The organism is Micromonospora sp. CPCC 205546 (assembly GCF_036902715.1).
GTDB lineage: Bacteria > Actinomycetota > Actinomycetes > Mycobacteriales > Micromonosporaceae > Micromonospora.
In genome coordinates, this window is record NZ_JBAKHL010000005.1 from 21,271 (window position 1) to 39,984 (window position 18,714).

20 protein-coding genes and 1 tRNA gene are annotated in these 18,714 nt (G+C 70.7%); 11 read left to right on the forward strand and 10 right to left on the reverse strand.

What is annotated here, in order from left to right:
• The first annotated feature begins 107 nt into the window (after nt 1-107).
• Nucleotides 108-536 carry a hypothetical protein gene (locus V6U77_RS03860; protein WP_334604771.1) on the forward strand — a complete coding sequence of 143 codons (429 nt, stop codon included), beginning with the start codon at nt 108-110 and terminating at the stop codon, nt 534-536.
• Nucleotides 537-731: 195 nt separating this feature from the next.
• Here V6U77_RS03860 and V6U77_RS03865 read toward each other — a convergent pair whose 3' ends face one another.
• Nucleotides 732-860, reverse strand: coding sequence for a hypothetical protein (locus V6U77_RS03865; RefSeq protein WP_334604773.1), 129 nt, complete (start codon nt 858-860; stop codon nt 732-734).
• A 54-nt stretch (nt 861-914) separates the two neighbouring features.
• Between V6U77_RS03865 and V6U77_RS03870 the strand changes: the two genes are divergently transcribed.
• From V6U77_RS03870 to V6U77_RS03895, 6 genes are all read left to right on the forward strand, one after another.
• Nucleotides 915-2,351, forward strand: coding sequence for an FtsK/SpoIIIE domain-containing protein (locus V6U77_RS03870; RefSeq protein ID WP_334604774.1), 1,437 nt, complete (start codon nt 915-917; stop codon nt 2,349-2,351).
• The gene (locus V6U77_RS03875; RefSeq protein WP_334604775.1) at nt 2,348-3,049 is read left to right on the forward strand and encodes a DUF2637 domain-containing protein; all 702 of its coding nucleotides are present in this window, start codon (nt 2,348-2,350) and stop codon (nt 3,047-3,049) included. The genes V6U77_RS03870 and V6U77_RS03875 overlap by 4 nt, the downstream gene beginning before the upstream one ends.
• Before the next feature lie 65 nt (nt 3,050-3,114).
• Entirely contained in the window at nt 3,115-4,827 is a 1,713-nt protein-coding gene (locus tag V6U77_RS03880; RefSeq protein WP_334604776.1) for a replication initiator, read from the forward strand.
• A 39-nt stretch (nt 4,828-4,866) separates the two neighbouring features.
• On the forward strand, nt 4,867-5,037 hold the full coding sequence (locus tag V6U77_RS03885; protein ID WP_435820160.1) for a helix-turn-helix transcriptional regulator: 171 nt from the start codon (nt 4,867-4,869) through the stop codon (nt 5,035-5,037).
• A complete protein-coding gene (locus V6U77_RS03890; RefSeq protein ID WP_334604779.1) occupies nt 5,034-6,413 on the forward strand; it encodes a tyrosine-type recombinase/integrase in 1,380 nt (459 codons plus the stop codon). Before V6U77_RS03885 ends, V6U77_RS03890 begins: the two co-directional genes overlap by 4 nt.
• A gap of 32 nt (nt 6,414-6,445) precedes the next feature.
• Nucleotides 6,446-6,940: a hypothetical protein gene (locus V6U77_RS03895; protein WP_334604780.1), complete on the forward strand. Its 495-nt coding sequence runs from the start codon at nt 6,446-6,448 to the stop codon at nt 6,938-6,940.
• A 225-nt stretch (nt 6,941-7,165) separates the two neighbouring features.
• Here V6U77_RS03895 and V6U77_RS03900 read toward each other — a convergent pair.
• Together V6U77_RS03900 and V6U77_RS03905 are read right to left on the reverse strand one after the other, a co-directional pair.
• Nucleotides 7,166-7,238, reverse strand: a tRNA-Arg gene (locus tag V6U77_RS03900).
• Nucleotides 7,239-7,433: 195 nt separating this feature from the next.
• Nucleotides 7,434-8,624 carry an IS110 family transposase gene (locus V6U77_RS03905; RefSeq protein ID WP_334604781.1) on the reverse strand — a complete coding sequence of 397 codons (1,191 nt, stop codon included), beginning with the start codon at nt 8,622-8,624 and terminating at the stop codon, nt 7,434-7,436.
• A 529-nt stretch (nt 8,625-9,153) separates the two neighbouring features.
• Between V6U77_RS03905 and V6U77_RS03910 the strand changes: the two genes are divergently transcribed.
• On the forward strand, nt 9,154-9,714 hold the full coding sequence (locus V6U77_RS03910; protein WP_334604783.1) for a hypothetical protein: 561 nt from the start codon (nt 9,154-9,156) through the stop codon (nt 9,712-9,714).
• A 38-nt stretch (nt 9,715-9,752) separates the two neighbouring features.
• Here V6U77_RS03910 and V6U77_RS03915 read toward each other — a convergent pair whose 3' ends face one another.
• The 7 genes from V6U77_RS03915 to V6U77_RS03945 are packed head-to-tail and all read right to left on the reverse strand — an operon-like array spanning nt 9,753 to nt 15,190.
• On the reverse strand, nt 9,753-10,598 hold the full coding sequence (locus V6U77_RS03915) for a hypothetical protein (RefSeq protein WP_334604784.1): 846 nt from the start codon (nt 10,596-10,598) through the stop codon (nt 9,753-9,755).
• The gene (locus V6U77_RS03920; RefSeq protein WP_334604785.1) at nt 10,595-11,176 is read right to left on the reverse strand and encodes an RNA polymerase sigma factor; all 582 of its coding nucleotides are present in this window, start codon (nt 11,174-11,176) and stop codon (nt 10,595-10,597) included. The genes V6U77_RS03915 and V6U77_RS03920 overlap by 4 nt, the downstream gene beginning before the upstream one ends.
• Nucleotides 11,177-11,213: 37 nt before the next feature.
• Entirely contained in the window at nt 11,214-11,852 is a 639-nt protein-coding gene (locus tag V6U77_RS03925; RefSeq protein WP_334604787.1) for a hypothetical protein, read from the reverse strand.
• Nucleotides 11,849-13,123 (reverse strand): hypothetical protein, encoded by a 1,275-nt coding sequence (locus tag V6U77_RS03930; protein WP_334604788.1) that lies wholly within the window; start codon nt 13,121-13,123, stop codon nt 11,849-11,851. The genes V6U77_RS03925 and V6U77_RS03930 overlap by 4 nt, the downstream gene beginning before the upstream one ends.
• Nucleotides 13,120-13,875, reverse strand: coding sequence for an ABC transporter ATP-binding protein (locus tag V6U77_RS03935; RefSeq protein WP_334604789.1), 756 nt, complete (start codon nt 13,873-13,875; stop codon nt 13,120-13,122). Before V6U77_RS03935 ends, V6U77_RS03930 begins: the two co-directional genes overlap by 4 nt.
• Complete coding sequence (locus V6U77_RS03940; protein WP_334604790.1) at nt 13,872-14,657, reverse strand: zf-HC2 domain-containing protein; 786 nt, start codon at nt 14,655-14,657, stop codon at nt 13,872-13,874. The genes V6U77_RS03935 and V6U77_RS03940 overlap by 4 nt, the downstream gene beginning before the upstream one ends.
• On the reverse strand, nt 14,654-15,190 hold the full coding sequence (locus tag V6U77_RS03945) for an RNA polymerase sigma factor (RefSeq protein WP_101413973.1): 537 nt from the start codon (nt 15,188-15,190) through the stop codon (nt 14,654-14,656). Before V6U77_RS03945 ends, V6U77_RS03940 begins: the two co-directional genes overlap by 4 nt.
• A gap of 360 nt (nt 15,191-15,550) precedes the next feature.
• Here V6U77_RS03945 and V6U77_RS03950 point away from each other — a divergent pair, with 360 nt between their 5' ends.
• The 3 genes from V6U77_RS03950 to V6U77_RS03960 all read left to right on the forward strand — a co-directional run bounded on the left by V6U77_RS03950 (nt 15,551) and on the right by V6U77_RS03960 (nt 18,508).
• On the forward strand, nt 15,551-15,853 hold the full coding sequence (locus tag V6U77_RS03950; protein WP_231925795.1) for a sigma factor: 303 nt from the start codon (nt 15,551-15,553) through the stop codon (nt 15,851-15,853).
• A 97-nt stretch (nt 15,854-15,950) separates the two neighbouring features.
• Nucleotides 15,951-16,796, forward strand: a complete 846-nt coding sequence (locus V6U77_RS03955; protein ID WP_334604791.1) for a hypothetical protein — start codon at nt 15,951-15,953, stop codon at nt 16,794-16,796.
• 398 nt (nt 16,797-17,194) lie between these two features.
• Nucleotides 17,195-18,508 carry a reverse transcriptase family protein gene (locus tag V6U77_RS03960; protein ID WP_334604955.1) on the forward strand — a complete coding sequence of 438 codons (1,314 nt, stop codon included), beginning with the start codon at nt 17,195-17,197 and terminating at the stop codon, nt 18,506-18,508.
• Nucleotides 18,509-18,714: the final 206 nt, after the last annotated feature.

The following is an 18,714-nucleotide window of genomic DNA, read 5'->3' on the forward strand; positions in this document are numbered from 1 at the left end:
GGTTCGCCTTCGATCTTGCTTGTACTTACAAGCTGACGTAGCTTGTTAGCTCAACCGGTTGTCAGGAAGACGACTGGTGAGGTTAGGAGGCTGCCGAAGTGGTTCCGATGACTTTGAAGGTGCCGGTTCCTTCCGAGTACGTGTTCCCCGCCGGGGCGCTGTGCCTGGGTGTGTCGCCGCAGATCGACTTTGAGCGGCGTGGTGAGGCGGATAACCAGGCGCGGGACAAGGAGACCGGGGAGCGGGTCTGGGTGGTGCGGGTGATGGACCTGGACCCGGAGGCCGGCAAGTTCGGTCGGTCGACCGAGGTGAAGGTGAAGGTGGTCGCGCCGCAGCAGCCGGTGCCGCCGCCGTCGACGGTGCCGGGTTACCCGCCTGCGGTGGAGTTCGAGGGCCTGACCCTGACCCCGTACGTGGATTCGCAGCGCTGCAAGCCGGGCCGCTCGTCGGGGGACTGCCGCTCCCGCATGGCGTACTCCCTGCGGGCCACCGCGATCCGGCCGGCGTCGACTGTGCCCGGCTCGGTGGCCGCCTGACTGCTTCTAGGCGCGCGGGGCGGGTCGTTTCCCCGCCAAGAGTCCCGGCCCGTCCCGCGCTCTCCCATCCCTCACGTGTGAAGGAGGGCGTGATGCCCACCGTAGTTCCCCCTGCCCCGAACCGCTCTGAAGGCCGCTGCTCGTCGGGGTGGTGGTCCTGATGTCCCGTACCCGCCTGATGGGTCTACGCCACGCCTACCGGGAGGTGGAGGCGGCCGTCCGGTCGGCGCTGCGGTTGCCGCCGGCCTCGGCGCGGGTGTGCGCGATCCGCTGCCCCCGCTGCGAGGAGTGGGTGAAGCCGTGCCGCTTCGACCTACGTCGCATGTCGTGCCGCTCCTGCATTTCGACCCTGGCCCGTCCTGGCAGGGGCGGTGACCTGTGCCTCTGATCAACATCATTCCGGGCGACAAGATCCCGGTGGCGCCGATGAATGTGCGCCTTCCTGCGTGGCGGGTTCCGGGTTGGCTGCTGGTGTTCTGGTGGCTGGCCCGGGGCCTGTTCCGCCTCACCGTGCTGACGGTGCGGTACTGGTGGCTCACCACCCCGACCGTGGCCGCTCTGTGGGTGCGAGCAGAGTACGGCGGGCGGGTCCTGGCGTTCGTGGTCCTCACGGTCGCCATTGGGTGTGCGGCCTGGTGGCGGTGGCACCCGTCGTCGTGGCTGCGCTTCGGCTGGTACCCGATCGTCAGCCGCGTCCGCGCTCTGGTGGTCTACCGGCCCCGGTGGGCATCGGTGATGGCGACGTGTGGGCTGGCGACGGTGTTCGCCGGTGACCGTTACGTGCCGCAGCTTCTCAAGGTGCGTTGCGACCGCTACGGCGACGAACTGACTGTCCGGATGCTGCCGGGGCAGATCCCGGACGACTGGGGGCAGGCCGCGGAACGCCTCGCCTACGCCTTCCGTCTCCGCACCGGGCAGGCCCGCTCGACGGCCCGCCCGGATCGGGTGGTGATCCGATTTCTGCGCCGTGACCCCTTGGCCGGCACCGTGGCCCCGATGCCGGTGGCTCAGGTGCCGGACATCGACGGGCTTGCCCTCGGGGTGCGCGAGGACGGGCAGCCTTACCGGCTGCGCCTGGCCGGCTCGCATGTGCTCATCGCCGGGGCCACGAACTCCGGCAAGGGGTCGGTGCTGTGGTCGCTGATCCGTTCCCTGGCCGGCGGTGTCAGGTCGGGGTTGGTGGAGCTGTGGGCATTCGACCCCAAGGGAGGGATGGAGTTGGCGGCCGGGGTGCCGCTGTTTGCCCGGTTCTCCTACGACGACCCGGACGGCATGGCCGGCGTCCTGGAAGAGGCCGTGAAGCGGATGCGGCTGCGGGCGGCCCGGCTGCGTGGGGTCGCCCGGCAGCACACGCCGACGCCGGATGAGCCGCTGATCGTCTTGGTGGTCGACGAGCTGGCGGCGTTGACGGCGTACATCACTGATCGGAAGGTCCGCGACCGGATCAAGGAAGCCCTCGGCCTGCTCCTGTCCCAGGGCCGCGCGGTCGGCGTGCACGTGGTGGCGGCGTTGCAGGACCCCCGCAAGGACGTGCTGCCGTTCCGGGACCTGTTCCCGACCCGCATCGGCCTGCGGCTGACCGAACCCGAGCAGGTGGACATGGTCCTCGGCGACGGTGCCCGCGACCGGGGAGCGCTGTGCGACCGCATCCCCGAATCGGCCCCCGGCGTCGGGTTCGTCGTCCTCGACGGCGTCCGCGAACCCGTCCGCGTCCGGTTCGCCTACCTCACCGACGACGACATCCGCGAACTCGGCCGCGACTACCGGCGGCTCTGCGACGACACCGGCAACGACGAGCAGGAGGTGACCCGGTGAAGGCCAACGCGGATCGGGTGGAGGGCGTGGTCCTGGTGCTCATCGTCCTCACCGTGGGCGGGCTGGCCGGGGCGGCGTCGTTCACCCACGTGCACGACTGGACCATGGCCAACTCTCCGACCGGTACCGGGGACTGGTTCGGGTGGGCCAACGCCGCGATCTCCGAACTGCTGCCCTTGGCGGCGCTGCTGACGATCCGGCGGCGCCGCCGCACCGGCGGGTCGATCGGGTACCCGATGTTCCTGCTCGTCTGCGCCGTCGCCCTGTCCCTGTCGGCACAGCTCGCCGTGGCCAAGCCTGGCGTGTCCGGGTGGCTGCTGTCGGCCGTGCCGGCGCTGGCGTTCCTCGGCCTGTCCAAGCTCGTCTTCTCCACCACCCCCGCCGCCTCGGCGGCGGTGCCCGTCGACAAGCAGGCAGACGCCGACGGCTGGGGCGATGTTCCGCCCGGCTACAACCCGGTCGACGACCGGCCGCCCGTCGACGTCGCCGACGAAGACCAGGCGGTGACCCTCGCCGTCGTCGACGAGGGCCAGGCAGTGAACGTCGCCGTGGAAGCCACCAACGAGCAGCCCCGCCCGGCGGCTCTGCGCCCGGTTCCCGTGGTGCCGGTAGAGCGGCGGCCCGGACTGGTGCCCGTACCGGCGGCGGCGTTCGCACCCCGCAACGGCAGCGTCTTCGGCGGGGAGCGTGACCGGTGAGCCAACTTGAACTCGTCCCCACGACTCCCGTTGAGCAGCCCCGACCGGGGTCACGCGCGGACCGGATGCGCAAGCCCCTGGCCAAGGACGCACTCAGGCAGCTCGCCGAACAGAACGGCGTCTGCGTCCGTCCTCTCGCCCTGCGCCGCACCGACACCGCCACCGGTCTGACCGAGGTCGTTGAGGTGCCCTGCGGGGCAACCCTCGCCGTCAAGTGCAAGCCGTGCGCGGAGCGCGGCCGGCGGCTGCGCATCCAACAGATCCGCGAGGGCTGGCACCTCGCCGACGAACCCGCCGTCCGCCCCGACCAACCCGGGGAAGACGTCCTCGCCCTCGTCCGGGTCCGGGCACACCTGGAGTTCGAGCGCGAAGCCGCGCAGTACCAGCCGATGACCCCCGACGAGCGGGCCGCCCACCTGGCCGAGATCGATGCTGCGATAGCCGAGCTGGACGAAGCGCTCGCCGAAACCAGCCTGCGCGGCCACCTCACCCCGAAGGAACGCGACGAGCGACCCCGGCGCAAACGGTCGACCCGGCGGCGGCAGGACTCCCCGGACCTGCCACGCCTGCCGGTCGACCCGCGCACCGTCGGCCGCGCCTACTCCGGAAAGGCAGGCAAGACGCACCGGCCGTCGATGCTCATCACGCTGACTCTGGGCTCGCACGGGCCGGTGCACTCTCACTTGCGGCGCGGCGCCTACGTCGCCCCCTGCGAGTGCGGCCAACGGCACGGCCCGTATGACGACGTGCTCGGCACCCCCGTCGACCCGGCCAGCTACGACTACCGGCGCGCGGCACTCGACTCGATCCACTTCGCGCGGGTGCTCGACCGGTGGTGGCAGAACGTCCGCCGCGCCGCCGGCTGGAACGTCCAGTACGCCGGAGCCGTCGAGCTGCAACGACGGCTCGCGCCTCACGCGCACTTCGCCATCCGCGGCACCCTTCCCCGCCGGCTGCTCAAGCAGATCGCGGCGGCCACCTACCACCAGGTGTGGTGGCCCCCGTTCAACGAGCTGGCCTACTCAATTGACAAGCCACCGGTCTGGGACGTCGACCGACAGGCGTACGTCGACCCCAAGACGCGCGAGCCGCTGCCCACCTGGGGCGAAGCCCTCGACGCCCTGGAAGAGCCCGACAGCCGGCCCGCGTACGTCGCCCGGCTCGGGCGGATCGACGCACGCGGCATCGAGCAGGGCACCAAGGACGCCGAACGCTCCATCCGCTACGTGACGAAGTACGTCACCAAGGACCTGACCGACCAGGCCCGGCCCCGCTCCGACGCGCAGAAGGCACACTTCGACCGCCTCCACGCGGAACTGTCCGTCCTACCGTGCTCGCCGACGTGCGCCAACTGGCTGCTGTACGGCGTCCAGCCGGACGGGGTCAAGGCGGGCTTGACCCCCGGACGGTGCACCGGGAAGGTCCACCAGCGCTCCACCCTCGGCTTCACCGGCCGACGCGTCCTCGTCTCGCGGCAGTGGTCAGGCAAGACCCTCGCCGACCACCGCGCCGACAACCGGTCCTGGGTCCGGGCGATCCTGGCCGGCGGGATGGCCGACATCGACGAGCAGGACCAGGCCGTCGACGACGCGGACGGCTCGAAGCGGTACCGATTCGAACTCGCCCGCCCCGAAGACCCCGACGTGCCGCCCCTGGAACACCGCCTCCTGCGCGCGATATCCGCCCGCATCCGCTGGTGCGCTGACCTCGACACCGCCCGGATACGAACAGCCGCCGCCGTTTCGGCAACCGCTGCTCCCCTCTCCCCTGCTGCCTGAACAACTCGGAGGACCGAACCCCTCATGGAAAGTGAGCTGTTGACCGTTCCGGAAGTCCTCGCCGTGCTCAACGGAGTGTCGCGGCGGACCTTCTACCGCTGGCGTGAGTTGGGCATCGCCCCGGAGTGCATCAAGCTGCCCAACGGTGAGCTGCGCATCGAGCGGCGCGACCTGCGGTCGTGGCTGGAGCAGCACCGGGAGGCGGCGTGAAATCCCGCGAGGTACGAATTCGGGGCATTCAGGTCAACGCCCTGGGCGGTCGCAAGAAGTCGTACACCGTCCGCTGGGTGGTGGGCAGGGGACCGAAGTCCCGGACGTTCGGTACCCGGGCGCTGGCGGACAACTTCCGGTCGGACCTGATGCAGGCGGCGAACCGGGGTGAGGCGTTCGACAGCGCCTCCGGGCTACCTGAGTCGTTGATGGTGCCGGTGGAGTCGGTGAGCTGGCTCGGCTTCGTCCGCCGGTACGTCGACATGAAGTGGCCGGGCGCGGCGGCCAAGTCGCGGGAGAGCACCACGGACGCGCTGGCGACCGTGACGGCGGTGCTGGTGCGGGACCTGGCCGGGCGGCCTGACCCGGCGTTGCTACGGCGGGCGTTGCGGGACTGGGAGTTTCCGCCCGCGTCTCGGCAACTCGACCGGCCGGCTGAGATCGCCGCCGCGCTGCGGTGGCTCGGCAAGGCGTCCCTGCCGTTGTCGGCGCTGGCGGAAGCCGCGGTGGTGCGTCCGGCGCTGGACACCCTGGGGCTGACGATGGACGGGCGGCCGGCGGCGGCGTCGACGACCAGGCGGCGACGCTCGGTCTTCTACAACGTCCTCCAGTACGCCGTCGAGCTGGAGCTGTTGGACTTCAACCCGGTCGACAAGCTGCGGGTCCGGTCGTCCCGGCGGAAGGTGGCCGGGGAGGTGGATCGCCGGGTCGTGGTCAACATCCGTCAGGCGCGCGAACTGCTGACCGGCGTGACGTACGTCGGCCAGCGCGGGAAGAACGGCCGGCGCGGTGAGCGCCTGGTCGCCTTCTACGCCTGCCTCTACTTCGCGGCTCTGCGGCCGAGTGAGGCGCTGGGCCTGCGGGAGCGGGACTGCCACCTTCCGGCAACCGGGTGGGGCCTGCTGACGGTGGAGAAGTCACGGCCGGCGGCCGGGAAGCGCTACACCGACAGCGGCGAGGTGCACGACGACCGGGGACTCAAGCACCGGGGCGACACGGAAGCGCGGGAGGTGCCGATCCCGCCGGAACTGGTGGCGATGCTGCGGGCGCACATCGAGCGGTTCGGCGTCGGCGCCGACGGGCGGCTGTTCCGCAGCGACCGGGGCAACGTGGTGGCGTCGTCGACGTACTCCCGGGTCTGGGAGGAAGCGCGGACGCTGAGCCTGACCCCGGACCGGGTCGCCTCTCCCCTGGCCGGGCGTCCCTACGACCTGCGGCACGCCGGGGTGTCGCTCTGGCTCAACGCCGGGCTGCCGGCGCCCGAGGTCGCGCAGCGGGCCGGGCACTCGGTCGACGTGCTGCTCAAGGTGTACGCGAAGTGCCTCGACGGGGACCGCAGCAGGATGAACGAGCGCATTGACGCGGCGCTGAGCTGATGTACGTCCACAGCCCGTGCCAGGATCGCGACGTGCTCCGATCCGTTGAAGTCACGACCGTCCTCGCCCTCCCCTCGTCCTCCCACAACCTCCACTGGCGTGGCCGGCTTGAGCTGAGCCTGGACTGCTTCATCTGCCAACGCACCGGCCGCACCACGAGCTTTGAGGTGGGAGCGGATCGAGCAGTCTGCTCGGGTGATGACAAGTTCGATCAGCACTACTCCGCTGCCCGCATAGCGGCCTTCGACCACAGCGAAGAACGTGACCAGACCGGTCTCCGGGCAGTCGTCGACTACTGGTGGGCGCCGTTCCACGACGCCAAGCGGAATGAGCCTGGCGCTGCCCTCACCCGGGCACCTTGGGTCCGGCTCCACCTGGGCTACTACTGCCCCGAGACGGAGAAGGCAGGCGAGTTCGACACCCAAACTAACGTCGTCCGGCCTTCGTCTGGGTCCTGTCGGCACTGCTCGACGCCGCTCATGGTGAGCCGGGACGTACCGCAACTCCGGCTTCTGGCCGGTCGCTGATGATCACGAGGGCGAACGAACTACGTCTGCTGGGCCTGCGACCGCTCACTCCTGACGGGGCGCTGACCTGCACGAACAGCCGCGTTCGAGCGTCCAAGATCATTGCACGTATTTTGCACGGAGGGCTGCAAACGGCGGCTCCGGGTGGCATCCGGCTGCACAGGTCGACCGATCGACGCGGGAACGTATCCGCTGCTCAGATGGCGTTTTTGCTGATCTTCGAGGTGCCCCCGGCAGGATTCGAACCTGCGACACACGGTTTAGGAAACCGATGCTCTATCCCCTGAGCTACGAGGGCGCGAGGGCCTAGTCTAGCGACCTGGGCGTTCACCTGGGGTGGCAGGGAGTGCCCCACGTTCACCCACGTCACCCGCACCCCCGTTCTCCCAGCCCAGGACCACACCCCGAGCCTCCATGTGACTCCGGTTGATCTTGGTGGGCAGGGTCGAGCGGCCGGCGGGACCGGGGTTCCGTCGGCGGGGAGCGTGCTGGTTCAGGCTGCGGCGCGGACCGTTTGTGCCGGGCGGATAAAGGTCTTTCGGTCACGGACAAGAGCCCAGAGAACGTCGACGCGTCGTCGGGCGAGGGCGAGTATGGCTTGGCGGTGGTCCTTTCCTTCGGCGCGTTTCTTCTCGTAGTAGGCGCGGGAGGTGGGGCATTCCCTGGCGGCGGTGAAGGCGGCCATCCACAGAATGTGCCGCAGCCGCCGGTGAAAGCGGCGAGGCTGCCGATGGTTGCCGGAAACTGTGCCGGAGTCGCGGGAAACAGGTGCCAGGCCGGCGTGGGCGGCGAGTTTCGCAGGGCTGTCGTACTCGGTCATGCCGGCGGTGTGGACCAGCAGTTCGGCGGTGAGCAGGGCGCCCATGCCGGGCAGACTCCCGATGATCGGCGCCAGCTGGTGCTGGTCGAGGTGCTCGGCGATGAGGTCGTCGACAGCGGCGATGCGCTGCTCCAAGGCGAGGATCTCGGTGGCCATTTGCCCAATGACTACGGCGGCGGCGCGTTGGCCGGGCAGGGTGACGGTCTGCTGCCGGGCGGCGGCGACCATCGCCTCGGCGACCTGGATGGCGTTCTTGACGTGGCCGCGGCGGAGCAGGGCGGTGATCCGGTCGACGCCGACGTGCCGGATCGCCGCCGGGGTCTGCCAGCAGGCGAGGACCATCATCGGCCCCTTCCGGTTCAGGTCCACGGCCCTTTCCAGCGCGGGACTGATCCCGGTGAGCAGTTCCTGCAACCGGAAGAGAGTGGCGACGCGCTGGCCGACGAGGTCAGCGCGGTAGCCCGTCAGCACGGTCAACTCGGCGAGGAGCCGGTCGGAGGGTTCCAGGATCGGGATATCGGGGCGCATGCGGATGGTCTGGGCGATGACCACCGCGTCGCGGGCGTCGGTCTTGTTCTCTCCGGCGAACGCGGCGGCCATGTGGAACGCGACGGTGCCGGAGACGTAGCGGACCTGGACCTGCCGCCGCCACAGCAGGGTCAGTAGCAGCGCGGACAGGCCGGTGGTGACGTCGACCGCCCAGCAGACCGGGCGGCCGTGCGTCGACACCTCGGCCATGACCGCCAGGAGAGCGGTCTCGTCGTTGGCGACCCGGCGGGAGTAGACGAGCCGACCGTCGCCATCAACGGCGGCGACGTGGTGGTGGGTCTTGCCGATGTCCACGCCGATCCACAGCTTCGCCACCCTCGCGCCTCTCCTTCATTCGATCGGATTTCTGTCGGGCCGTCGTCTGTGGGTTCGGATTTGCCGGCACCTTCTACCAATGCGAACGCAGGTCGCGGGTCTCCATCAGCGGTCTACCGAATCTCGCAGACGATGAAGCGGCGGGTGGCATCTCCTACCGTCAGCCAAGCAATCTCGGCGAAACACACGCAGCCATACCCACCCCTCCCGGGCATCGGGGTCTACGGCCAGGAGGGCCGTGCCCGTTCAACCAACGCGTCCGCGAGGCGGGAGCGGGTGGCACCTCGAAACTCAGCCACGATCACGGCGGAACACACACAGCCATCCCCACTCCCGGCCCCGCGGGCACGGCGACCCCAGCCTTCCGCCGTCGCTGGCCGGCGCCTCGGACACTATGTGCGAGAGCCGGGATCGATCGAGCCCGGGGAAGGCGTACGGCGTGACTGCCCATAACGGGGACTCGGGGCCGCCGTTCCTTGACTGGCCTGATTCCCACGCCAACCATCGCTGCAGCGGCTTGAATGGCGGTGTGCAGGTCAACAAGGGCGGGCGGGACTGGCGCATCGGCGCCGCCGCCGACGTGGGCTGGATCGCTGGTCACACCACTGCCGGCGTCTCGATCACCACCGCCATCCCGCCGGTCTTCGACGCCTACGCCACCACGTACCAGGCCGACGACATCACCGCCGCCGTCTACGAGCACGCCCTGATCGAGGGCCTCTCCACGCACACCTCCGACCAGCCCTGGTGGCTGGCCTACCTCGACACCGGCGCCCACGACGTCGTCTTCCCCCACGCCCCGAGGGTGTTCCTCTACTGGAACTGGCCGTACGTGCTGGTCGAGGCCGGTCCCGAGCAAGCTCTCACCTGGCGCACCGATGGTCACATCCGGCACCCGCACGGAGCGCTACCCGACTTGTTCTTCCCCGCCGACCGGTCATGGCTGGTCTCCGCGCTCTGGGACGACACCTGGACCTGCATCGGCGGCCCGACGCCACTGATCCACACCCTCGAACGCGACCCGGTGGCCAACACCCGCCAGGTCCGACCCGACGAGGACGCGCTGCCACCAGGGCTGACCCGCGAGTGACGACCAACGCGGAAGCCCCAGTCGGCCTCCGACGGTGGCTAGCCTCGCCACTTCTCGGCCGGCCGGCAACCACTGGTTGGTTTGCCGTAGATCCGCTTCCCGTCCGGGCCCGCGTAGCAGTGCTCCAGTTGGTCTTCGGCCTGAAACAGCGGACGCCTGTCGATCTCCGTCCCCTTGGCGTCGTAGCTGACCAGTTCAGGGGCGTTGCCGGCCTTGAGTCTGGCGTCGCTGGTCATCAGGCCGAACGCGCCTTCGGAGAGCCGCGCTGCGGTGGTGTGGCCGTCACCGTGGTCGAGTACGAGCCGGTGGACGCGTCGGCTGACCCGGCCGCTGACGCTGACGTCCCCGCCGTCGGACTCGGTGGAGGTCAGCAGCAGTCGCTGCACCGGCCCGGGCAGCCACTCACCGTGCGGCCACGGCTCGGTGGCGCTCCCGCCGGACTCCCGGGCCGTTCCCGCCCACTCCACGTCGCAGGTGGCGTAGCCGACGTCGTTCATGAACAACACCAGCGCGCGGTCACCCCGCTCGATGGCCACCGCCAGATCGGCCAGGGACACCGGGACGGGTCGCTCGCTCGGGTTCTGCCGGGTCTGCCGTTGCGGGGAGTTCCACCAATGGCACCGCTCGGCCGCGTCCCGCAGCGTCGGCGACAGCTCCCCGGCCCCCATGGCCAACACCTGCACGGGCGATCGGTCCGGCCGCTCCCACACCACCGCCGCGACACCGGACGCCACGGCCAGCAGCACTACCCCCGCCACGGCGGCTCGCAGCCGTGGCGTACGAGCTGCGCGCGGGCGCACAGAACCGAGGATCCGGGCCCGCATCACGTGCGCCGACTTCGGTGGCAGGTCCCGCTCCGCGGGTAGGTCAAGGATGTCGTTCACCGCTTCCCCTCCTGGATCTCCTCGGGCACCAGGCGGGCCAAGCGGCCGCGGGCACGACTGACCCGGGAGCGCACCGCCACCTCGCTGATGCCCAACACGGCTGCCGCGTCCGGGTACGACACTCCGGACCACAGGCACAACGCCACCGCCTCCCGCTCGGCCGACGGCAACCTGCGGACCACAGCGAGGACCTCGGCCATCCGCCGCTCGTCGTCCAGCCGCGCGGAAACCTCCTCAGCGAGGTCACCATCGGCGTACCGCTCCGCCGGTAGACGCCGGAGCAGCGCCAGCCACCGGCGCGCCGACCGCCACTCGGAGCGGACCGCATTGGTGGCGACGACCAGCAGCCACGGCAGCGCCGAGCCGTCCACCAGCCGGGCGTCGCGGCGGCGGCGCCACGCGACGAGGAACGTCGCCTGCGTGACGTCCTCGGCCGTCGACCACGACCCGGTCAACCGGAACGCGTGGTTGTAGACCGGACGGGAGTACCGATCGAAAAGCCGACCGAACGCCGACTCGTCACCGGCGGTGATCGAAGCCCACAGTTCCTCGTCCGACGGCCGTACCTGATGCCTCACACCACACTATGGCCGCCCACGCCGACTCTGTTGCAGATCACGGCGCACCTCTTGAACGAGAGCGGCGGACGGCCGGGGCGCGGAACCCGCCGTGCACGTATCCCGCCGCACCGACGGTTAAGATCGTGGCAGCGGTGAGCCAGGATGCTGTGGTGGTGGAGGGCTGGATTGGCCACGCCCAAGCCGCGACGACGACGCCGGTATGGCGTGGAGCGGCGGCGTAGATGCCGCACACGTAGACGAAGGCGGGCAGCCACGCCAGCCGCGCGCCGAGCAACACCGCGCCGCCAGCGACCAATCCGACACAACCGAGAGAATTGCGCACCAGTGCATGGGCACCGAACGTGTCGGACTCCCGCAGCCCGGCCAGGCTGAGCGCCATGACGGTAACGAGGGCGGCGAGGAGAAGGTGACCGGCTCGCCAGACCCGCCAAGGCAGGGGTGTGCTGCGATCGAGGTCCTCGTCAGCGCCGGCGAGGGTGGGCCCGAGCAGTAGTGCCGCCAACAGTGGCGCGAGTGCGACCACGGGGACGCGGGCGGCGGGCCCGTCGAAGTAGGGCCTGCTGGCGAGCCAGGTTCCGGCGGCCCAGGCCAGCAGCGTGATAATGCCGACACCGGCCACGAACATGGACGCGCCCCGGGAGCGCAGGTGCAGCGTGAGCAGGCGGCTGGTCACGGCTGCTCGCCGAGGCGAATCAGTTGCGGGATGTCGCATCGGTGGGCGGCGTCGAGGTAGGCGGCGAACCAGGTGCGCTGCGCCGGCTGCGGCAGTGCACGGAGCCTGGTGAGGGGCACGTCGTCCGGGGTCGCTGCCTCGTCGAGCATCCAGTCGGTGGCCAGGGTGTCGGTCCGGTAGATTCGCTGGTCGATTCTGCGTACCCCGATCGGGTCCTCACATCTGGCCCGGGTCACCTGCCGGAAGTCCGCCCGCAGGCTCTTCCGGCTGGCAAGGCCGCCCAGCGCCGTGGACTGGTAGTCGAGGTTGAGCCAGACCGTGTCGTCGTTCCGTTCGATGGGCTGGCGGGCCGGCTGGGCGGCCTGGTCGGCCGCCCGCCGGGGCGCTCCGGGTATCCCGTCGAGACGTCTTAGGATCGGCTGCACAACCTTGGTGACGTCGTCGATCAGGAAGGCGTTGATCCGGGAGAGGCACACCTGCGGGCCGCTGCTCGTGCACACCAGCTCGACCGCGGCCGGGTCGGCCGGGAGGCGGTGGGTGCCCGGCCCGGTGGTGATCGGCACGGCGACGGCGACGGCGAGTCCGCCGGCCAGCAGGGCTGCTCGCCGCTGCCGCGCGGCGGCGGCGAGCAGCAGGACCGTCAGGGCCACCATCCAGGCTGCCTGCAACACGGTGACCCGGCCGGGAACGAGTGAGTACACCGCCCAGCCGCCGTAGACCGGTGAGAGCCACGCGGCGGGCGTGCCGTCCCAGTAGGTGATGATGGCCAGGCCGAGGTATGTGGCGAGGCCGGCGATCGGGGCCGCCACCCGCAGCGGTACGAGCCGGCCGACGAGGAGGCCGACCGCGGCGGCGGCGGTCAGGGCGAGGACACCGACGGTCAGCGTCCACCACCAGCCTCCGCCGGTGTAGGTCGCGACCCGGGCGATCAGCACCGCCGCCCCTGCGAACGCGAGCAGCAGTCCGGCGGCGCCGGCCACGGTTACGGCGAGCCAGGCCACCACCAGTGGTTGCCAGCCCGGGCGGGGGGTGGAGGCGATCAGCTCGTCGATGTCGCGCCGCCGTTCCCGCCCGGACTGCCACGCCCCGGCAGCGATCATGAGAGCGCACAGAATCAGCAGCGACACCCGCAGGTAGTTCGCGAGGCCCGCCCACCGGCCGGCCCAGTCGTCCGGGTGCACGGCCAGCATCCACACGCCGGCGCCGAACATCGCCGCAGCGGCGAAGGGCGCCGTACCGCGGCGTAGCTCCGCCCTCAGCGCGCGCTTCACCGCGGTGCCGTCCGCGCACCGCGCAGCACCGCCGTGTAGCCGCGCTCGATGGGGGAGTCGCCGCTGTCGCCGTCCCCACCGGCGGCGATCAGCTCCTCGGGAAGGCCGGTGAAGACCAGCCGCCCGCCGTCGACCAGGTTCACCCGGATGCACGCCGCCACGACGTCCTCGACCAGGTGTGTGCTGACCAGGACGACTGCGTCCAGGCCCAACTCCCGCAGCAGCGCCCGGAACTGCACCCGCTGCTCCGGGTCCAAGCCGGCGGTCGGCTCGTCCAACAGCAGCAGCCGCGGGTCGTTCACGATGGCCTGGGCGATGCCGACGCGACGCAGCATCCCGCCGGAGAGGTGCTTCATCCGGTCGTCGGCGCGATCCAGCAGCCCGACCCGCTCGATCGCCCGGTCCACCGCCAGCGGAATTCGCGCCGGCGGCATCTCCTTCAGCCAGGCGAAGTACTCGACGAACTCCCGCACCGTGAAGCGCGGATAGAACCCGAACGCCTGAGGCAGGTAGCCCAACTGGCGGCGCGCCTGCCGCAACGCCGACGGTTTCCCGATGTGGTGGCCCAGCAGCCGGACCGCACCCCGGTCGGGTCGCAGGACCGTGGCCAGGACCCGCATCAGGGTGGTTTTGCCGGCGCCGTTCGAGCCGAGCAACCCGTGCACGCCCACTCCGAGCTCGAGGTCCAGGTCGTCGAAGACGACTCGCTTGCCGTAGCTGACCCGCAGGCCGTCGACGCTCACCGTCGTCATGCCGGTTGCCTTCCCACCCGTTCCCGACGCACATACACCACCACCGTGGCCACCGCGGTGACCCCCAGCCATCCCGGGACGCTCGACACCAGGACCGCCAGACCGCTGACCGGCGGCGCCAGCACCACCACCGCCCACGCCCCGGCCACCACCAGCGCGGCGTACGCGGGCTCGACCAGCGAGCCGAGCGCCAACGTCAGGACCGTCAACGCGACACAGGGAAGCAGCCACAACCCCGGCGTACCGATGCCCGTCACCGCGCCGGCCAGGACCGCGACGGGCGCCGCGACCGCGAGGACCGCCAGCGTGCGCCACAGCACGATCCGCAGGCCGCCCTGCGGTGTCCCCGCGATCAGGTCGTGCAACGGATCGGTCTGCGGCCCGTACGACAGGGCCGTACCGACAGCGGGCAGCGCTGGCGCGATCAGCAGGAGCAGCCACGGCGGGACCACGGTCGCGCTGATTGCCATCCCCGCGGTGAGCACCCCGGTGACGGCCACCGACAGCAACCACGCCGCCCGCGCCGCAGGCCCCGCACCCACCAACACCCTGACCCGCCGCCACCCGGTCGCCCGCCGCACCCGCCCCTGCGTCGGCAACCGGCCGCCCAGCGCCACCGCGGCCGCCTCCACCGCCAGAGCCGTCGACGCATCCGATGCGATGCTCGTCCGGCAGGCCGCACAGCGGTCGAGGTGCGCCTCCACCGACCACGCGTCGACGTCAGCGAGACGCCCCTCGCCGTACGCCGCCAGCACCCCGGCGTCGACATGGAAACCGGTCACGACAGCGCCTCCCTCAACTCGCGACGTGCCCGCATCGCCCGGGTCTTCACCGTGCCCTCCGGTACACCCAGCAACACCGCGGCCTCGCGCACCGTCAGGCCATCCAGCACCGTCGCCTGCAACACCGCCCGCAGCTCCGGAGCCAACCGGTGCAGCGCACGCTCCAACTCGGCGTCGTACGCACCGGCCAAGGCCTCGTCCTCCGCCGACGGAGACCACGCCAGCACGTCGTCGCCCGGTGCCCCCACACTCTGCGGACGGACCAACGCACGCCGCCGCGCGTCGATCAACCGACCGGCCGCCACCGACCACAGCCAGCCCACCGCCGCACCGTCCCCGCGGTAGCCGGCTGCGGCCCGCCACACCGTCAGGAACGTCTCCTGCACCACCTCCCGGACCAACTCCGGATCCCGGCACCGGCGGCGCAGACGCAGCACCAACCACGGCGCGTTACGCGCATACAGCACGTCGAATGCCCCGCGGTCACCCTTCCCGACGAGGCGCAACAGCTCCTCGTCGTCCACGTCCATCACGCAAGGTTAGGACGCATCACTCGGCGAAACGGTTCTCTGACAGGAGCCGCGTGCCGCGAGAGTCTGACGCAGCTAGGCAGTATGGCGCGAAAGGCACCTCTGTCAGGAAGTCACTCATTAAGCTGCATGCGGGGCAGCTTGTCCGCGCTGATCACGGCCGTTTCCCACCTTGGCCAGCCTGTCCGGGGCTGCGCCGGGTGAACCTTCATCTCTCACAGCATGCGCTCAAGGCGCCCTGCCTGGCATCGCTCCGTCTCCCGCGTCCGGCCAGACCTGGCGGCACGGAGAAATTCCCTCCCAGGAGCAACCCTGCGCGCCGGACTTTACGTGACTATCTCGAATCGGGGATCGGAGGCCTGGATGGGTGATCGCGACGCGGCGTTCGCGGAGTATTTCGCGGCGAGGTCTGACGCAATGCGTGGCACCGTGTATCTGCTCTGCGGCGACTGGCACCGGGCGGAGGACTTGGTTCAGACCGCGTTCACCAAGCTCTACCTGGCTTGGAGCCGGGTCTCGCGCCATGAGGTGCTGGACGCCTACGTGCGCCAGATCCTGATCCGGACCTTCTCGACGAGCGGCGCCGCGGCTGGTGGCGGCGGGAGCGGGTGGGCGGGGACGACGCCGAGCGACCGGCACCGCCCGACTCGCCAGAGAACCGGTTAGTGATGCTCCAGGCACTGGCCGCCGCAGCCTCCCGCGGCTTGGACATGCTGCGGGACCTCCTGTCACCCACCCACAGCGGGATCGAGAAGGGAAGACGATGAACGAGGACGACCTGCGCGAGACGCTACGTAGCGAGATGGCGACCAGCACCCCGCCGCCACCGATGGCTACGACCGCCACGCTGCGCGCCGCCCGACGCGCACGCAGCCGCCGCCGAACCCTGTGGGCCTGCGCCGGATCGGTGGCGACGATTCTGGCGGTCGCTGGCGCCGCAACGATGTTCACCCCCGATGCCGGCGGCCACAGCCCGGCGGGTCCGGCGCCGCAGGCCGCCCCGCCTCCGTCATCGAAGGACACCGCCCAGCCGTGGCCGACCGGACCGGACGGCCACCCGCAGGAGGACCGCACCGCGCGAGCAGGCTCCAGATACGACCAGGGAATCCGGCTACTCGACGAGATCATCTCCGTCGTGCCCGCCGGTTACACCGCGCCGGAGAACCCGGCGAACCAGCCCGCTGACCAGATGCCGCTGCGGACGCACCAGGCGCAGTTCGAGGACAAGGTCAACGGTGTCGACGTGTGGGGTTACATGTCCTCGGCCGCACTGGCCAAGGGTGAGCGGATGGGGCCTTTGCTCGTCGAGGTGCACACCGCGGGCAATCAGCTACCGGCCGAGCCGTGCGCGCTAGCCCGCCAGTTCTGGGGCATGCAGGGTGAGTGCCAGGTGGAGACCGTGGCAGCGGCGCAGGTCGGCGTGGTAATCCGACCCGGCCGCGACGACCGGTTCGACCAGTGGGCGGCCTACCGGCACCCGGACGGCGTGGTGGTATTCGTCGCACAGGGCGCGAACCTCGATGACGAACGGCCGGGCCTGACCACGCTGCCGTTCTCCGTGCAGCAGCTCGCGGCCCTCGCCGTGAACGAGAGGTTCCACCTGCAATAAGGCGGGCTCGGCGGGAGGCTTCAGCAGGATGTCGGCGGCACGCTGAAAGCCGCCGGGTGCAGGTTCCCGAGCTGCGCAACCTGCTGATCTGTGACGACATCGCCACCGCTGTTCCGAAGACTGCCGGTCAGGGAGGACGGAGAGTTCGGGGCGGCGGGCCTTTGGGGCATAAGCAACGCCGGCGGCAACGACAGCTACGCTGCACGGATGGCAGCGTGTCCCGAGCTGACCAGGCCGCTCCCCCAGGCGGGGCGCGGTCACGGTCTCTCCGGGGCAACCCCGGGGACGTCACACTCACCTCGGCACTACACCACAGGTGCGTCGGCACGCTCCGCGAGCCTGTGCACCCGCACGACCGGGCATCGTCGGGACACGCCGCCATCCATCCCGGCTTGGCCGTGACCACCATCCACGCCCTCGCCACCGCGCTCGCCGACGCGTTCCTCGCCGGCGACGACTGGCGCCGCGCCGATCTCGTCGACCGCGGCGGCCTCGTCCTCGGCGTCCGACGCCGATGGCTGTGGCCGGTCACCGACGCCGTTCTGGTCGCCTACCCCCACCCACCTACCGACCGGCCACGCGAACTGGCCGACTTCCTGACCACCCTCGACCCGCTACACGCAGCAGTCGTCGCCGCCCGCCAGCACGACCGGCCGATTGTCATCCGCGCGCGGCCCGTGGCACCGACCCGCACCGTCCGCCGTCCCTGGCGCACCCCCGTCATCGACACCGTCGGCGGCCTGGCCGCGATGCTCGACCTGAGCATCGAGCACCTCGACTGGTACGCCGACCGACGCGCCATGAACCGGCGCGCCACCGCTCACCGGCTGCACCACTACCACTACCGGTGGACCGGGGGCGGCCGGCTGATCGAGGCGCCCAAATCACGGCTCCGCGCCCTGCAACGCCGGCTCCTCGCCGAAATACTCGGCCCCATCCCGGTCCACACCGCCGCGCACGGCTTCGTACCCGGCCGCTCCGCGCACACCTTCGCCGCCGCCCACACCGCGCAGCCGGTCGTCGTCCGGATCGACCTGCTCGCCTTCTTCACCCATATCCCCGCCACCCGCGTCTACGGACTGTTCCGCACCGCCGGCTACCCCGAACCCGTCGCCCACACCCTCACCGGACTCTGCACCACCCGCACCCCACACCCCGTCCTCCGCCAGGCACCTCACGACCTGCAGCACCGGTCGGCACGGCTCGCGGCGCTGCGCACCAGCCACCTCCCCCAGGGAGCGCCCACCTCACCCGCACTGGCCAACCTGTGCGCCTACCGGCTCGACCGACGCCTCACCGGCCTCGCCGACGCCTTCGAGATCACCTACACCCGGTACGCCGACGACCTCGCCTTCTCCGGCAACCTCACCACCCGCCGAATCCACGACCTGATCACCGCCGTCACCGACATCGCCCGCGACGAGGGCTTCCAAGCCCACCCAGCCAAGACCCGCATCCGCGGGCGCGCCGACCGGCAACTCCTCGCCGGACTCGTCGTCAACCAACACCCCGCCACACCACGCGACGAATACGACCAGCTCCGCGCCATCCTCCACAACGCCGCCCGCACCGGCCTCGCCATGCAGAACCGGACGGGCCACCCCGACTTCGCCCAATACCTCATCGGACGAGTTCTCTGGGTCGGTCATCACCACCCGGCACGCGCAGCCAAACTCGCCGCGCTGCTGGCCCACGCTCTTGCGGCACCGTAGGCTGACGCGGCGCGGCAGCTTCGCCGGATCTCGGCAAGGACGCGTTGGACCGACTGAAGCATGTCCTGAGCAGGACTTACGCTTGTTCTGCTGATCTTCGGCAAGCGAGCACAGCAATGCGCGTGTGCGACCCGGTAACGTGAAGACGGAATAGGAACCCGCAGGTAGTGAGCCTCTGGGTACAGATAGAGCGTCGTCTTAGGAAA